We start from the raw sequence: 13,874 nt of genomic DNA, 5'->3' as shown, positions 1-13,874 counted from the left end.
GTGCCGCGCAGGCCATAGTTCCCTTCATTTAGCCGCGCCAGAGCTGCCAGAGCAAAATAATGAAGAAAGAGAAACTCATGCACAGAGAAGATACCTTGTTCATGCGCATGGTGTTCTCATAATTGGCCGCCGCGAGACTTTGTTTCACCTGATAAAGCCATCGGCTGAAAACCAGCAAGACCGGTCCTGTGCCCAAAAGGAAAAACAGCATGTGCCAGGGTTCGTCGCGGCGCCAATAGGTGTAGAAGAGCACGCCCGCGGCCACCAGCAAACTGAGACCGGCAAAGATAAACGTGCCCCATAGCCCCAGTTTCAAGCTCAGGGTCTCGTCGCCACGGCGGGAATCTTCCTCGTGTTGGTACACTTGGGTGAGCGGATAGGAGCCGCACAGAAACAGGGAACTGACCAGCGCCAGCAACAGGTTGTTCGTGCTTAGAATCCGGTCCTCGGGAACGCCGCTGCCCACCTGCACCATGGCAAACGTGAAAGCCCCCTGGAAAATAACCACTACCACTGTGCTCAGGAGAGGGTATTTCTTCAACCGGATGCCTTCATAACTGTAGGCCTTGGACACCAACAGATACAGCAGCACCATGCCCGCAAAAAGCCAGGACAGCAGGGCGGATAACGCCACCGCCAGTACATCGAAAATCAGCACGAGCCAGTACAGCGTCTGCGTGACTTTGGGCGGGTGTTTCAGGCCCCCGATGCTGCCCTCATCGCGGTCATAGTAGGAGTTGTAGCCATTGCTGGCCGGGTACACCAACAGATGCAGAATAAGGAAAACCGCCACCGCCCGCCCGGCAGACACCTCCGGTGCGGCACTCAGCGCGAACCAGAAAATCGGCATCAGGAACAAGGAAAACGGAATGCGGAGCAGGCGCCAGGCATCGGACCAGGAGGAGTTCATAGGGGTAATTTACGATGGATAGCCTACTAAATACAAGACGCCGGTGCCGCTCCAGTGCCGGGCCCGCCCAATGTGCCAGGTATAATGCGGCGCATGGATGGCGGCCACCATTTTCTCCAAGTGCGCCGGTGTGTACAGGCGCAGCAAAGACACCGTGCCGTCCCACATGGTGCCCAGCGGAATCAACGGAACCAGATACGTGAAGAAAAGCCGGCGCCAGGTAAACGGCCTGATGAAGGGCGTGAACAGCAGAATGGCCCAGGGGAACACAAACCAAACCAACAGCAGCTCGTGCCAGCGTTTTCCGGCGCCCTCAAACACGCCAATCCCCTGGTTCTGCCGCACCGCATCCTCCAGAATAGCGGTGGCCGTTTCGGGCCTGAAATGGTGAAAAGCCGAGAAAACCGTCCGGAAGCCTTTCAGGACGGGCGGAACGGCGGTGGCGTCTACGGGCTGCTGCTCAAACCGGAGGCCGCCGTTTGTCTGGTCGGCTAGGAACGCGTACGCCTCCAGGTTGGGGTATTTATCGGTGAGGGTGATGGTGAACCGCTGGCCGGCCTGTTTCTCCAGTTCCTGCCAGACTTGCTGGATGCCGCCGCCGGCACCGGAGCACAAATCTACCAGTTGCGTTTGCCCCGTGTGGGCCAGGGCTTTCCGCAGAAGCGGGACCACGGGTTTGTAGATGCCCAGCGCCGTAATCATGAACCGTAGCACATCCATCATGCCCTGCCGCACCACATGCGGAAACCAGGGCTGGTCTTCCAGTTCAAACAAGTGCAGGCGGAATTTCATGTGGGGCAGCGTAGAAGTTTAGGTTCTTGCGTTAATGATACGTTTTTGAAAAATGGGGCACAAATCTGCTTTGGGGTAATCACTGGTTTGGGCTTTCTAAACGGCAAAAAAGAGCCCGCCCAAGTTCTTTGGGCGGGCAGAAGCTAAAAGCAAAAAAAGCTTTACTCGGCTTTCAAGGTAAGCGTGGAGCCATCAGGGGCCTGCAGTTTCATGTCATCGTCGTCCAGTTCAGACACGGTGAAGTTCTCGCTGACGTTGTTGTTGGCGTAGGTCAGGCTCAGGGTCTTGTTGGGCGCGCTGTAGGTCCAGGTACCGTTCGCAGATTGCGCATCAGAGGTCTGGGTGAAGTTGCCGTTGGCGAAGAACTGGATCTGCTCCTGTTTCTCGGTAGAGGTGAGTTTGTCTTTGTCGCCGGAGGCGGTGGTTTCTTTGCTGGCTTTCCAGATTTTGCTGGTGGCGCCCGAGATCATCTGTGTGTTGCCGCCTTCCGCGCCCTTTTTGTTACAGCTGAAAGAGAAGGCGCTGAGCCAGACCAAGCAAACCAAGGTGAACAAACGGGTAGCCGGAGATGTGATTTTCATTTTCATAGTTTTAAGTTTAGGTTCTGGGGTGTACGTATTTGCCGTGGGCAAACACGTTTTTCATACGTGCCATTTTGTGCACAGTTATAAGAAAATAAACAAACTAATCTAAAGTTGGCCCGTAAGAATTAGCCTGTATACCAGTTGGATACCTAACAAGGGACCTGATCACAAATCGAAAAATACAACTATGGGACTATTTGATTTTCTTAAAAAAGGGGAAGAGAAGCCGGTGCAAAAGCCAGTTGCTCAGCCCGCTGCCAAGCCAGTTGCCCCCGCAGCCCCTGTGGCGGCCCAACCGGCTGCGGCTACCCAACCCGCCTTTGATACCTACACGGTAAAGAGCGGTGACTCCCTTTCAAAAATCGCCAAGAATTTTTACGGCGATGCTTCACAGTGGCACAAAATACACCAGGCTAACTTAGATAAGATCAAGGACCCTAACCTCATTGACGTGGGCTGGACCTTGAAAATACCTAAGTCCTGAGCAAAGACCTAAGGTTTGTTTGTAGAGAGAAGAGTCTGTGCCTCGGCACAGGCTCTTTTTCGTTTTCGGGCTGATTTAAGTAAAAAGGGCCTGAAACAGAAACGGCCAGCATGACGCTGGCCGTTTCTGTTTTCTATTCCAAATCCTAGGTCTGAAGGTTTGCCTAAAGCAGGTGAAACCCGAAGGCTACAATGGATTCCTTTCCAGGTATTTGGCCACCGCCGGACAGGAGGCGCGCACCTCCAGACCTTTGGATACCGCGTAGTCAATGCCGTGTTTGATGAGTTTATCGGCGTAGCCTTTGCCCCGGTATTCTTCCTCAATATAGGTGTGCTGAAAGTCAATGGTCTCCTGGTCTAGCGCGTAGGCCAACTCCCCTATATCTTCTTTTTCCAGCAGGGCAGTGAATTGCTGGGCTTCCTCATCGTGTTGGATATCTAAGTTCATGGTTTCCTTGGTTAGTCTTAAGAAAGGCTCTTACCGTGAGCCCCTTTTCATTACCCCATCCCAGCCTAAAAGGTTGAGGCCTTTTGCTTTCCCTCCAAAACAGCGCAGCCGGAGAATTGTTTTTTACTGGATTTTCAAAAACCAGGCCTAAAAGGCAGAAGCATAAAAAAGGGGGCTATAAAGCCCCCTGGATAATCTCATCTACGATGGGTGGGTCCAGCAGCGTGCTGGTGTCGCCCAGGTTGGAGGTGTCGCCCTCGGCCACTTTCCGGAGGATGCGGCGCATGATCTTGCCCGATCTGGTTTTGGGCAGGCCGCTCACAATCTGAATCTTGTCTGGCTTCGCGATTTTCCCGATCTGGTCCACCACCGTTTCAATGACCTCAGCGCGCAGGTTCTCGCTGTTGGCAGGGGCTTCTTCGCCACACACCACAAACGCGTAGATGCCCTGGCCTTTCACGTCATGCGGATACCCCACCACGGCGCTTTCCACAATGTGTTTGTTCTGGTTGATGGCGTTCTCAATCTCGGCGGTGCCAAACCGGTGCCCCGATACGTTAATCACGTCATCCACCCGCCCGATGATACGCCACAGGCCGTTGGCATCGCGCTTGGCACCGTCTCCGGTGAAATAGAGTCCCTTGTAGGCGCTGAAATAGCTTTGGCGGCACCGCTCGTGATCGCCGTAGGTGGTTCTGATGATGCCGGGCCACGGAAACTTCATGCAGAGGTAACCTTCCACTTCGTTCTCGGTGATTTCCTCGCCGTGCTGGTCCAGCAACAACGGTTGTACGCCCGGCATCGGGAAGCCCGCGTGGCTTGGTTTCATGGGTGTCACGCCGGCCAGCGAAGACAGCATGATGCCAGCGGTCTCGGTTTGCCACCAGGTGTCAACTACCGGGCAGCGCTCTTTGCCCACGTGGATGTGGTACCAGTGCCAGGCTTCTTCGTTGATGGGTTCGCCCACCGACCCCAGTACTTTGAGAGAATCCAGGCTGTAGGACAATACGTGGTCCAGACCAGCCGCCATCAATGAGCGGATGGCAGTAGGCGCGGTATAAAATATATTCACCCCGAATTTGTCAATCACCTGCCAGAACCGGCCCGGATCTGGGAACGTGGGCACGCCCTCAAACATGAGCGTAGTGGCGCCAGATAACAGCGGACCGTACAACAGGTAGGAGTGACCCGTAATCCAGCCAATGTCGGCGGTGCACCAGTAGATGTCGCTCTCGTCGTACTGGAACACGTTCCGGAAGGTATAATCGGTGTAGACCATATAGCCGCCGCAGGTGTGCACCACGCCTTTGGGTTGGCCGGTAGAGCCGGAGGTGTAGAGGATGAAGAGCATGTCTTCGGCGTCCATCTCCTCGGCTGGGCAGTTTTTGTCCACGTGCTGCAGTTCCTCGTGGTACCAGACATCGCGGCCTTCCACCATGTTCACGGCCCAGTTCACGCGTTCCACCACCACCACTTTCTGTACGCTGGGGCAGGTTTCCAACGCCTCGTCTACCACGCGTTTCACGGGAATCTGCTTGGGACCTCGGTTCAATCCATCGGAGGTAAGCACCACCTTGGCCTGGGCGTCGTTGATGCGGTCGGCCATGGCCGTGTGCGAGAACCCGGCGAAGATTACCGAATGCACCGCCCCGATGCGGGCGCAGGCCAGCACCGAGAACGCCAACTCCGGGATCATGGGCATGTAGATGCAAACGCGGTCGCCTTTCTGCACACCGTTGCGCTTGAGGATGTTGGCCATCTGACAGACTTTCTCGTGCAACTCGCGGTACGTGAACCGGATGTAGCGCTCTTTGGGGTCGTTGGGTTCCCAGATGAGGGCCAGTTTATTGCCCCGTTTCTCCAAATGGCGGTCTAAACAGTTCTCGGTGATGTTGAGTTTGCCGTTCACGAACCACTTCACATCGGGCTCCTCAAAATTCCAGTCCAGTACTTTGTCCCACTTCTGGCGCCAGGTGAAATTCTCGGCGATGCCGGCCCAGAACTCCTCGGGCTGCTCCACGCTTTTTCGGTAGGTTTCCTGGTACTCTTCAAAAGATTTTATGCGGTAATCCATTTGTTTGCTAGATGGGTTTGAGGTCTTAAAGTTAGAATTTCTGCCGAAGGGGCCAAGAAAAGCATTCCATTGTGGGCAGGAGCCAGATGTTTTGAGCTTGATTTCAGGAAAACAGGCCCGAAAAGTAGCAACCCAGCCGAATAGCCGAAGATGCGTTTTGGACCCGTTTTCCGGGAATCATCCCTGAAACACTTCGGTAACTGAGGCAGATGTAAAGCCTTACTCCGCGCCCACACCCAGGTACGTGCGAAGCTTCTCAGACTCGAACTTGAGCGCGGCCGACTCCTCGGGTTGCAGCAGTGACACAACAATGCCCATCAAGAAAGCGCCGGACATAGACACCAGCGCCGGGTTCTTCAAGGGGAAAATCGCCTCGTCATACCCCATGATGTCTACCATGATGGTGGGGCTGAGCACGATCAAAATCAGAGAAAGGGCCGCACCGGTGGCGATGCTCCAAACCGCACCCTTGGTGGTGAACCGTTTCCAGATGATGGACATGAGCAGGGCCGGGAAGTTGGCGCTAGCCGCAATGGAGAACGCCAGGCCCACCATGAACGCCACATTCTGGCCTTTGAACACCAGGCCCAGCACAATAGAGAGGATGCCCAAGGCGATGGTGGCGCGCCGGGCCACTTTCATCTCGCCCTTCTCGTTGGACACGCCATTCTTGAACACGTGCACGTACAGGTCATGCGAAATACTGGAAGCACCGGACAAGGTCAAGCCCGCCACCACGGCCAGAATGGTGGCGAAAGCCACCGCGGCAATGAAGCCCAGAAAAGCGGTGCCGCCGGTCTGTTCGGCAAGCAAAAGAGCCGCCATGTTGCCGCCTTTGTCAATGCCTTCAATAGCGGGTTTGCCCACCAACGCCATGGCCGAGAACCCGATCAGAAAGGTCAAAAGATAGAAATACCCAATGAACCCCGTAGCCACGAACACCGATTTACGGGCGGCTTTGGCATCGGGCACGGTGTAGAAACGCATCAAAATGTGCGGCAGGCCGGCGGTTCCCAGCATCAGTGCCAAGCCCAAGGAAAGCGCGTCAAACGGGTTGGTGATGTATCCGCCGGGTGACAGCATTTCCTGGCCGTACTGCCTGCTAACCGTTTCCAGCAGATTGGCCGGGCTGAACCCGAATTTGGCCAGCGACAGCAGCACCAGCACAGTGGCGCCGCTCAGCAGCAAAACGGCTTTGATGATCTGCACCCAGGTAGTAGCGATCATGCCGCCAAAGAGCACGTACAGCGTCATCACGCAGCCCACCACCACCACGGCAATCTCATAATCCAGCCCGAAGAGCGTTTTGATCAATCCGCCGGCGCCCACCATCTGGGCGATTAGGTAAAACGCGATGGTTAACAAAGAGCCTACTGAGGAAACGATGCGGATGGGGCGCTGCCTTAGCCGGAAAGCCACCACATCGGCGAAGGTGTATTTGCCCAGGTTGCGCAGCGGCTCGGCAATCAAGAACATGATGAGCGGCCAGCCCACCAGAAACCCGATGGAATAGATCAGTCCGTCATAGCCTTTGGTGGCCACCATCCCGGCAATGCCCAGGAACGAGGCGGCGCTCATGTAGTCGCCGGCCAGGGCCAGACCGTTCTGGAAACCCGAGATGTTGCGGCCCGCGGCGTAAAACTCAGAGCCCGTTTTGGTCTTTTTGGCGGCCCAGTAGGTGATGTAAAGCGTCACGGCCACAAACAGAAAGAACATGGCAATGGAAACCGGGTTGGCCGTGCCCAGCGTGGAGGTGCTGGGCGCCTGTAATAGAAGCAGAAGAGACAAGAACATGGTAGTTTTGCGTGTCAGGTTGGAGATGGGACGGCTATTGGATTTTGTTTTTCAGGTTCTGCACCGAGGTGTCATAGTCGCTGTTGGCCCAGAAAACATAGATGCCCGTGAGCACCCAGGCAAACAGGATAATGCCCAGCCCGATGGGAATGGCCAGCGTGGTGTACTCCCCAATTCTGGTGGCCAGCACCTGCTTGTTGAACGCCACCGTGAGCAGAAACCCGAAGTACACCAGCAGCATGGTAAAGGTGAGCACCAGAGAAACGGACCAGCGTTTCTTGACCAGTTTTTTAAAATCGGGGCTATCTAGGATCTCGTGCGGTTGCTGGGTTTCAGGAGTCATCATTTGTATTTTGTTTGGGGTGGGCGAAGGCGGTGAAAAGACGTCTTGAGCGCGTGTGAATGAAAGACTTCACGGGGAATAGACCGCTTAATTTAATGAGATATATCTAAAAGGAGCTATACTTTGCGCGAATTATTTGCCTTCTTTGCCTGTTTTGTATTGAGAATTGATAAAAACGTCTTAAGATGCTCATCGCAAACCATAGCGGCAAATTGTTAGAAGTAGGCCTGGACGAAGCCGGGCGCGGGTGCCTGGCCGGACCTGTGGTGGCTGGTGCCGTGGTGCTCCCTCTGGATTATTCCCATCCTTTGCTCACCGATTCAAAACTGCTGACGGCCAAACAGCGGGACCAACTGCGGGAGGAGATCTGCCGTGAGGCCATTTATTGGGCCGTGGCCGAGGTGAGTCCGCAGGAGATAGACGAGATCAACATCCTGAACGCCTCGTTCCTGGCCATGCACCGCGCCACCGACCTGCTGAACATCGTGCCGGAATACCTGCTGGTAGACGGCAACCGGTTCAACCCCTACAAAAAGGTGCCGCACGCCTGCATGGTCAAAGGCGACAGCCGGTTCTTCAACATCGCGGCGGCGTCTATTTTGGCTAAAACGCACCGCGACGACCTCATGTGTGCCCTGGCCGCCACTCATCCGCAGTACAAATGGGAGCAGAATGCAGGTTACCCCACCAAAGCGCACAGAAACGCCATCAGGGAGCACGGCGTCTCGCCGCACCACCGCCTGACCTTCAAGCTGCTGCCCGACGCGGAACCGTTTCTGGTAGAGGAAGTGCTGTAGCCTTTATTCCGTCAGATACCTGTAAAAAAGCCGCGAGGCGTTTTGGAGCCGTTTTCTTAGAATCGGGACCAAAACGCCTCGCGGCTTTGGGGGCTTTATAGAAAAATACTACTGGGGTTTCAGTTTCAAGAGGTCCAGGAATAGGCTGAAGCTGTCCAGGCTTGAGGCGCCATCGTTGAAGGTGTCAAAGGTGAGGGGTTTCACAATGTAGCCGTTCACGCGCAGGTTCTGGGCCGCAAACCGGTCTGAGTCTTCGTTGGAGGTGGTCATGATGAACACGTTCATGTCAGAGAGAATCGGGTCGCTGCGGAGTTCTTCCAGAAACTCAATTCCGTTCATTTTGGGCATGTTGATATCCAGCAGAATAATATTGGGCAATGGGTTTAACTTAGGTGTGCCAGGCTCCCCCCGTAGCAAGGCCAGGGCCTCGCGTCCGTTTTTGGCTTTGTGTAGCGGCACCATCACCTTGATTTTCCGCAGTTCCCGCTCCACGCTCATGGCATCAAGGTAATCGTCTTCCACTAACAAAATACTCGGTTGCAATTCACTCATAGTTACGCTTTTGATATTGGTAATTCTTCAAAGATAGGACCTAATTAGGTGTGGTCCAAGGTAAGAAGGGGCCAGGTGAAGGTAAAGGTAGCGCCCTGGCCCAGGGTGGAGGAGACCTTAATGGTGCCTCCGCGGCGCTCAATGATCTTTTTCACAATGGCCAGGCCCACCCCGGTGCTCTCCACGGCATCGCGCTCCTGCAAGGTCTGGAACAGCACAAAAATGCGGTCATGGTACTCTTCTTCTATGCCGGGGCCATCATCCATCACCGAGAACTCATGGGCGTCTTCCAGCCGCTGGTGGGTGACCGTGATGTTGCCGGTGGTGTGGTGGTGGTACTTGATGGCGTTGCTGAGCAGGTTGGAGAAAACCTGCTGCAGTTCCACCTTGGCGCCCTCCACCACAGGCAGGCGGTCTGGCAGATGTATCTTGAACCCTTGGGGCGGGTTAAGCATGTCTATGACCTCAAACAGCAGTGCTTGCACATCTATCATGCCTTCCTCCAGGTGCGAACGGCCAATGCGGGCCAGCGCCAGAATACCGTTGATAAGGTTCTCCATGCGGTGCACCCGCACACGCATCATCAAGAGGTATTCCCGGATGTGGGCGGGAAGTTCCTTGCCCATGTCTTCCTCCACCCAGCGCGAGGCGTTCTCTATGCCGCGCAGCGGGGCTTTGAGGTCATGCGATACCACGTAGGCGAACTGGTCCAGTTCCTTGTTTTTGCTTTCCAGCTCCGTGATGGTGGTGTCAATGGTGGTGGACATCCGGTTCAGGGACTCTGTTAGGCGGGTGAGTTCGTCGTTGGCATCGTCCTCAATCTGGGTTTTGTATTCGCCGTGCGAGATCCGGTCGGCGAGGTTCACCATCTTAAGGATGCGGCCCGAGATAAGGCGGGTGATGTAATAGGCCCAGGCCAAGCCCAGCATCACCGAGATTACGGTCAAGGTGGTAGAGATCTGGCGCGTATTCGCGATACTCTCCGTCAACCGGTCGTTGCGGGTTTCGCGCACCTGGTACTCAATGGTGTTAAAGGCCTTGAAATACACCCGCATCTGGTCGGTGATGCGTTTGCCCTCTTCGTTGAGCACCAGAAAACCATGCTCCAGTTTGTTTATCCCACGGTAAGGGTCCCCAGATTTGTTTTCCTTGTCTTTCTCAGAGATCAGCAGCTCGGCAAACTCCTCGCGCCATTTTTGGTGCAGGTCTTCAATCTCCTTCACCCGTTTTAGCTGCTCGGGCTTGTCTTTCATGAGTTTCTTGAGCAGGGTGAACTGGCCCGGGATAAGCGCCGCCGCCGAAAAATAGGGTTCCAGGAAGGTGCGGTTGCCGGTGAGCAGGTAACCCCGCATGCCCGTTTCCATGTCAATGATGCTTCTCTGCAGCGAGGCCGACGTGCGGGTGATGTTCTGGGAATCTGACACGAACGCGGAGTTGGAGATCACATCCTCAGAAAGGCGGTAATTGACAATGGCCACCGTGGTGAAGAGGAAGGAAATGAGAACGAAGCCGGCGAAGAGCTTGGTTGTTAGATTCATGTAAGGTGCGCTAGGAGAGATGGCGGCCACCTCCCAAGATAAATACAGAAACAGCCGTGCCTTTCTCTAAGGGGAATGCCGGCTGTACAAAAGTATATTTTTTGCGGTATTTACCCCGCTAAAGATTTCTGGGTGCAAGCTTCCCGCCAGGCCTGAAAAAGGGTGGCATCTGCGTTAGAAACAGAGAAGGCAGGCAAAACCGGCAGGGGCAAGGCAAAGAAGGGCAATACGGGTCCCAAGCCCCTGGGTTTTGAAAGATGAGAGCAGTTGCCATAAAGCGGATGTTGAAGGCTGCCCGCTGTTTTAGCCTTGTTTTAAGGGAAAAAGGCCCGAAACAGGACGATGCTCCGGTTGCCTGGGCTTAAAGGCAAAGGAGCCGACATGGTTTAGAAACCCGCCTTAATTTTCCTACTTTTGTCTTTCTTTTACCGCGTTTCCTAAACCAATTATACATGGAATTGAAGAAAATAGCCCTGAATGATGTGCACGAAGCACTGGGCGCTAAAATGGTGCCTTTTGCCGGTTACAACATGCCCGTACGCTACAGCTCTGACTTAGACGAGCACCACACCGTACGCAAGGCCGTGGGTATCTTTGACGTATCACACATGGGCGAGTTTCTGGTTTCCGGCCCCAACGCCCTGGACCTGATCCAGCGCGTGACCACCAACGATGCCTCCAAACTGACGCCGGGCAAAATCCAGTACTCCTGCTTGCCCAACGCCGAGGGCGGGATTGTGGACGATTTGCTTGTGTACTGTCTGGCCCCCGAAGAATACATGTTGGTGGTAAACGCCTCCAACATTGAGAAAGACTGGAGCTGGATCAGCCAATTCAACACCAACGGTGCCGAGCTCAAGAATATCTCTGATGAGATGTCTCTCTTCGCGGTACAGGGCCCCAAAGCCGCCGAGGCTTTGCAGTCTTTGACTCCGGTGGACCTGAAGAACATGGTGTACTACACCTTTGACAAAGGCACCTTCGCCGGTCAGCCAGACGTGATCATCTCGGCCACCGGGTACACCGGCGCCGGCGGATTCGAGATCTACGTGCCCAACGAGAGCGCCAAAGAGGTTTTCCAAAAGATCATGGAAGCCGGCGCCGAGTTCGGGATCAAACCCATTGGCCTAGGCGCCCGCGATACGTTACGCTTGGAGATGGGCTACTGCCTCTACGGCAACGACATCACCGACTCAACTTCGCCATTGGAAGCCGGCCTGGGCTGGATCACCAAATTCAACAAAGACTTCACCAACGCCCAGAACCTCAAAGCCCAGAAAGAGCAAGGCGTGAGCCGCAAACTCATCGGGTTTGAGATGATGGAGCAGGGCATTCCGCGCAGCCACTACGAGATCGTGAACGCCGAGGGCGCTACCATCGGGGAAGTGACTTCAGGTACCATGTCACCGTCACTGGGCAAAGGCGTGGGCTTGGGCTACCTCCTAAACGAGTACACTACGCCCGGCACCGAGATCTTCATCAAAGTGCGCAACAAGCAGCTCAAAGCCCAGGTAGTGAAACTGCCTTTCTACAAACCAACTGTTTAAAAGAGTTCTGAGTCTTGAGTCCAGAGTCCTGAGTGGAGAACGTGAATTTTTTAGGCTCAAGACCCAGAACCTTCCCTTGGCGTTTAGCGGCTGTTTTACCCAAAGCAGCCGCTAAACGCCAAATTTTTTATTGACTCAGGACTCAGAACCCAAGACCCAGAACTAATTCGTATGCCTTCCATAGATGTCTGTTTCAGCCCCGAGCTGTTGCACCTGTATAATTTAACCGGCAAGATTGCCGTGGTAGTAGATGTGCTGCGGGCCACCTCCAGCATGGTCACCGCCTTGTCGCACGGGGTAACCCACATTACGCCCGTCAGTGAGCTGGAAGCCTGTTTGGCCTACAGAGAGAAAGGGTACCTAGTCGCCGCTGAGCGCGATGGCCTCAAAGCCGATGGTTTCGATTTGGGCAATTCCCCGTTCCATTACCTGGAGGAAGACCGCACCGGCCGGTTCCTGGCCATCACCACCACCAACGGCACCAAAGCCATGCGCCTGTCCAGTTCCGCCGATGAAGTGCTGGCCGGGGCTTTCCTCAACGTGGGCGCCGTCGCGGATTACCTGCGCAAAGCCGGGAAAGACGTGGTGGTCGTCTGCGCCGGCTGGAAAGGCCTTTTCAATTTGGAAGACACCCTATTTGCCGGCGCACTGGCCGATCGCCTGCAAGGTGAGTTCACCTTTGACCACGATGCCACCCAAGCCGCCTGGCACCTGTACAACACGGCCAAAGAAGACAAGATGGGCTTCCTGGCCAACGCCTCGCACGTGCAGCGTATGAAACGCCTGGACATCCTCAAAGACACAGAGTTCTGTCTGCAGGAAGATGTCTACACCGTGGTGCCCGTACTCCAAGGCGATATCTTGGTGGCTGCTGAGTAGATAATATATGCTAAAGCAAAATGCGCTTTGGGCCTGTTTTGTGGTAAGCAGGCCCGAAGCGCATTTCTTTTAAGGGGGATGTCTACCGCAGTTTGGGGTTGTTTTGGTGCCGGTCTTTGTCGCGGGAAGTGCGTTTCTCCATGCCTTTGGCGAAGGCCTCGGTGAGGTTCACGCCAGTCTGGTTCGCCAGCGCGATGAGCACGAACAGCACATCGGCCATCTCCGCGCCCAGGTCCACCTCCTCATCGCTTTTCTTGAACGACTGGTCGCCGTACCGCCGCGCGATGATGCGGGCCACTTCGCCCACCTCCTCGGTGAGAATGGCCAGGTTCGTCAGCTCGGAGAAATACCGCACGCCCACGTCTTTGATCCAGGTATCTACCGCTTGTTGTGCTTCTTCTAAGGTCATTTTTTTGATTGTTGATTGTTCATTGTTGATTGTTGTTCATGCAGAGATTGGATGAAATTGTTGATTGCGGCTGATTTGTTTTGCGGCCGTTTTTGTGAAAACAGGTTGAAAACGAAAGTCGAAAAACAATCAACAACCAGCAATCAAACTACTCCCGGTTCTGCGAGTCAATGGTGATGGTCACGGGGCCGTCGTTCACGAGGGCCACTTTCATGTCGGCCCCGAAGATGCCGGTGGGGATGGGTTTGCCTAGTTCCTTTTCCAGGAGCTGGTGGAACTGCTCGTACAGCGGGATGGCCACGGCCGGCGGGGCCGCGTTGATGTAGGAGGGACGGTTGCCTTTCTTGGTGAGGGCGTACAGTGTGAACTGGCTGATGAGCAGAATGCTGCCGTTTACGTCCTGCACGCTCAGGTTCATCTTGTCCTCGGCATCGGAGAAAATCCGGAGCTGCACAATCTTCTTGGCGGTCCAGGAAAGGTCCTCGGGGGTGTCTGCCGTGGTGAAGCCGGCCAGCACCAACAGGCCCTGGGCAATCTGTCCGTTTATGTTCCCTTCAATGGTCACAGATGCCTCACTCACCCGCTGAATCACTACGCGCATAGATCAGAAATTAAGAGGGAAGGGGGTTAGCTGTTTTTGCAGGGTTTTCAGGAAAAGAGGTTAAAAACCCATTCACTCCTTCGCTCAATCCCTCCTTCCCTCAATCACAAAGCGGCAAGTTAA

At 54.9% G+C, this 13,874-nt stretch carries 15 protein-coding genes; 4 read left to right on the top strand and 11 right to left on the bottom strand.

Translation table 11 applies throughout. The features are described 5' to 3' along the window. Nucleotides 1–28 precede the first annotated feature (28 nt). The 3 genes from FOA19_RS01595 to FOA19_RS01585 form a co-directional block, all read right to left on the bottom strand. Entirely contained in the window at nt 29–910 is an 882-nt protein-coding gene (locus tag FOA19_RS01595) for a UbiA family prenyltransferase (RefSeq protein WP_149089050.1), read from the bottom strand. Nucleotides 911–919: 9 nt separating this feature from the next. Beyond that, nucleotides 920–1,702, bottom strand: coding sequence for a class I SAM-dependent methyltransferase (locus tag FOA19_RS01590; protein ID WP_149089049.1), 783 nt, complete (start codon nt 1,700–1,702; stop codon nt 920–922). 161 nt (nt 1,703–1,863) lie between these two features. Continuing rightward, on the bottom strand, nt 1,864–2,283 hold the full coding sequence (locus FOA19_RS01585; RefSeq protein ID WP_190300246.1) for a lipocalin-like domain-containing protein: 420 nt from the start codon (nt 2,281–2,283) through the stop codon (nt 1,864–1,866). Between the two features lie 190 nt (nt 2,284–2,473). On the opposite strand from FOA19_RS01585, the gene FOA19_RS23665 reads away from it, so the two are divergent. Continuing rightward, nucleotides 2,474–2,770: a LysM peptidoglycan-binding domain-containing protein gene (locus FOA19_RS23665; protein ID WP_149089047.1), complete on the top strand. Its 297-nt coding sequence runs from the start codon at nt 2,474–2,476 to the stop codon at nt 2,768–2,770. Nucleotides 2,771–2,956: 186 nt separating this feature from the next. Here FOA19_RS23665 and FOA19_RS01575 read toward each other — a convergent pair whose 3' ends face one another. From FOA19_RS01575 to FOA19_RS01560, 4 genes are all read right to left on the bottom strand, one after another. Then, entirely contained in the window at nt 2,957–3,217 is a 261-nt protein-coding gene (locus tag FOA19_RS01575) for a GNAT family N-acetyltransferase (RefSeq protein WP_149089046.1), read from the bottom strand. Nucleotides 3,218–3,392: 175 nt separating this feature from the next. After that, a complete protein-coding gene (gene acs, locus FOA19_RS01570; RefSeq protein ID WP_149089045.1) occupies nt 3,393–5,291 on the bottom strand; it encodes an acetate--CoA ligase in 1,899 nt (632 codons plus the stop codon). Nucleotides 5,292–5,510: 219 nt separating this feature from the next. Then, nucleotides 5,511–7,085 (bottom strand): sodium:solute symporter family transporter, encoded by a 1,575-nt coding sequence (locus tag FOA19_RS01565; protein WP_149089044.1) that lies wholly within the window; start codon nt 7,083–7,085, stop codon nt 5,511–5,513. A 34-nt stretch (nt 7,086–7,119) separates the two neighbouring features. Then, complete coding sequence (locus FOA19_RS01560; RefSeq protein WP_149089043.1) at nt 7,120–7,431, bottom strand: DUF485 domain-containing protein; 312 nt, start codon at nt 7,429–7,431, stop codon at nt 7,120–7,122. Nucleotides 7,432–7,613: 182 nt separating this feature from the next. Between FOA19_RS01560 and FOA19_RS01555 the strand changes: the two genes are divergently transcribed. After that, complete coding sequence (locus FOA19_RS01555) at nt 7,614–8,225, top strand: ribonuclease HII (RefSeq protein WP_149089042.1); 612 nt, start codon at nt 7,614–7,616, stop codon at nt 8,223–8,225. 108 nt (nt 8,226–8,333) lie between these two features. On the opposite strand, the gene FOA19_RS01550 is transcribed toward FOA19_RS01555, so the two are convergent. Together FOA19_RS01550 and FOA19_RS01545 are read right to left on the bottom strand one after the other, a co-directional pair. Beyond that, the gene (locus tag FOA19_RS01550; protein WP_149089041.1) at nt 8,334–8,777 is read right to left on the bottom strand and encodes a response regulator; all 444 of its coding nucleotides are present in this window, start codon (nt 8,775–8,777) and stop codon (nt 8,334–8,336) included. Between the two features lie 44 nt (nt 8,778–8,821). Next, nucleotides 8,822–10,315: a CHASE3 domain-containing protein gene (locus FOA19_RS01545; protein WP_149089040.1), complete on the bottom strand. Its 1,494-nt coding sequence runs from the start codon at nt 10,313–10,315 to the stop codon at nt 8,822–8,824. Between the two features lie 452 nt (nt 10,316–10,767). Between FOA19_RS01545 and gcvT the strand changes: the two genes are divergently transcribed. Then, nucleotides 10,768–11,862: a glycine cleavage system aminomethyltransferase GcvT gene (gene gcvT / locus FOA19_RS01540; RefSeq protein WP_149089039.1), complete on the top strand. Its 1,095-nt coding sequence runs from the start codon at nt 10,768–10,770 to the stop codon at nt 11,860–11,862. Nucleotides 11,863–12,033: 171 nt separating this feature from the next. Beyond that, entirely contained in the window at nt 12,034–12,741 is a 708-nt protein-coding gene (locus FOA19_RS01535; RefSeq protein WP_149089038.1) for a 2-phosphosulfolactate phosphatase, read from the top strand. 82 nt (nt 12,742–12,823) lie between these two features. Here FOA19_RS01535 and FOA19_RS01530 read toward each other — a convergent pair whose 3' ends face one another. Together FOA19_RS01530 and dtd are read right to left on the bottom strand one after the other, a co-directional pair. Continuing rightward, nucleotides 12,824–13,150 carry a nucleotide pyrophosphohydrolase gene (locus FOA19_RS01530; RefSeq protein ID WP_062542532.1) on the bottom strand — a complete coding sequence of 109 codons (327 nt, stop codon included), beginning with the start codon at nt 13,148–13,150 and terminating at the stop codon, nt 12,824–12,826. A 148-nt stretch (nt 13,151–13,298) separates the two neighbouring features. Continuing rightward, nucleotides 13,299–13,751, bottom strand: coding sequence for a D-aminoacyl-tRNA deacylase (gene dtd / locus FOA19_RS01525; RefSeq protein ID WP_149089037.1), 453 nt, complete (start codon nt 13,749–13,751; stop codon nt 13,299–13,301). Nucleotides 13,752–13,874 lie beyond the last annotated feature (123 nt).

Origin of the sequence: Rufibacter hautae, assembly GCF_008271695.1 — a bacterium.
Taxonomy (GTDB): domain Bacteria; phylum Bacteroidota; class Bacteroidia; order Cytophagales; family Hymenobacteraceae; genus Nibribacter; species Nibribacter hautae.
This window is presented reverse-complemented; position numbering and strand designations above follow the sequence as displayed.

What these genes read in the sequence shown, in the direction of transcription:
- FOA19_RS01595 (WP_149089050.1), bottom strand. Translation starts at nt 910, where the DNA reads ATGAACTCCTCCTGGTCCGATGCCTGGCGCCTGCTCCGCATTCCGTTT.
- FOA19_RS01590 (WP_149089049.1), bottom strand. Translation starts at nt 1,702, where the DNA reads ATGAAATTCCGCCTGCACTTGTTTGAACTGGAAGACCAGCCCTGGTTT.
- FOA19_RS01585 (WP_190300246.1), bottom strand. Translation starts at nt 2,283, where the DNA reads ATGAAAATCACATCTCCGGCTACCCGTTTGTTCACCTTGGTTTGCTTG.
- FOA19_RS23665 (WP_149089047.1), top strand. Translation starts at nt 2,474, where the DNA reads ATGGGACTATTTGATTTTCTTAAAAAAGGGGAAGAGAAGCCGGTGCAA.
- FOA19_RS01575 (WP_149089046.1), bottom strand. Translation starts at nt 3,217, where the DNA reads ATGAACTTAGATATCCAACACGATGAGGAAGCCCAGCAATTCACTGCC.
- acs (WP_149089045.1), bottom strand. Translation starts at nt 5,291, where the DNA reads ATGGATTACCGCATAAAATCTTTTGAAGAGTACCAGGAAACCTACCGA.
- FOA19_RS01565 (WP_149089044.1), bottom strand. Translation starts at nt 7,085, where the DNA reads ATGTTCTTGTCTCTTCTGCTTCTATTACAGGCGCCCAGCACCTCCACG.
- FOA19_RS01560 (WP_149089043.1), bottom strand. Translation starts at nt 7,431, where the DNA reads ATGATGACTCCTGAAACCCAGCAACCGCACGAGATCCTAGATAGCCCC.
- FOA19_RS01555 (WP_149089042.1), top strand. Translation starts at nt 7,614, where the DNA reads ATGCTCATCGCAAACCATAGCGGCAAATTGTTAGAAGTAGGCCTGGAC.
- FOA19_RS01550 (WP_149089041.1), bottom strand. Translation starts at nt 8,777, where the DNA reads ATGAGTGAATTGCAACCGAGTATTTTGTTAGTGGAAGACGATTACCTT.
- FOA19_RS01545 (WP_149089040.1), bottom strand. Translation starts at nt 10,315, where the DNA reads ATGAATCTAACAACCAAGCTCTTCGCCGGCTTCGTTCTCATTTCCTTC.
- gcvT (WP_149089039.1), top strand. Translation starts at nt 10,768, where the DNA reads ATGGAATTGAAGAAAATAGCCCTGAATGATGTGCACGAAGCACTGGGC.
- FOA19_RS01535 (WP_149089038.1), top strand. Translation starts at nt 12,034, where the DNA reads ATGCCTTCCATAGATGTCTGTTTCAGCCCCGAGCTGTTGCACCTGTAT.
- FOA19_RS01530 (WP_062542532.1), bottom strand. Translation starts at nt 13,150, where the DNA reads ATGACCTTAGAAGAAGCACAACAAGCGGTAGATACCTGGATCAAAGAC.
- dtd (WP_149089037.1), bottom strand. Translation starts at nt 13,751, where the DNA reads ATGCGCGTAGTGATTCAGCGGGTGAGTGAGGCATCTGTGACCATTGAA.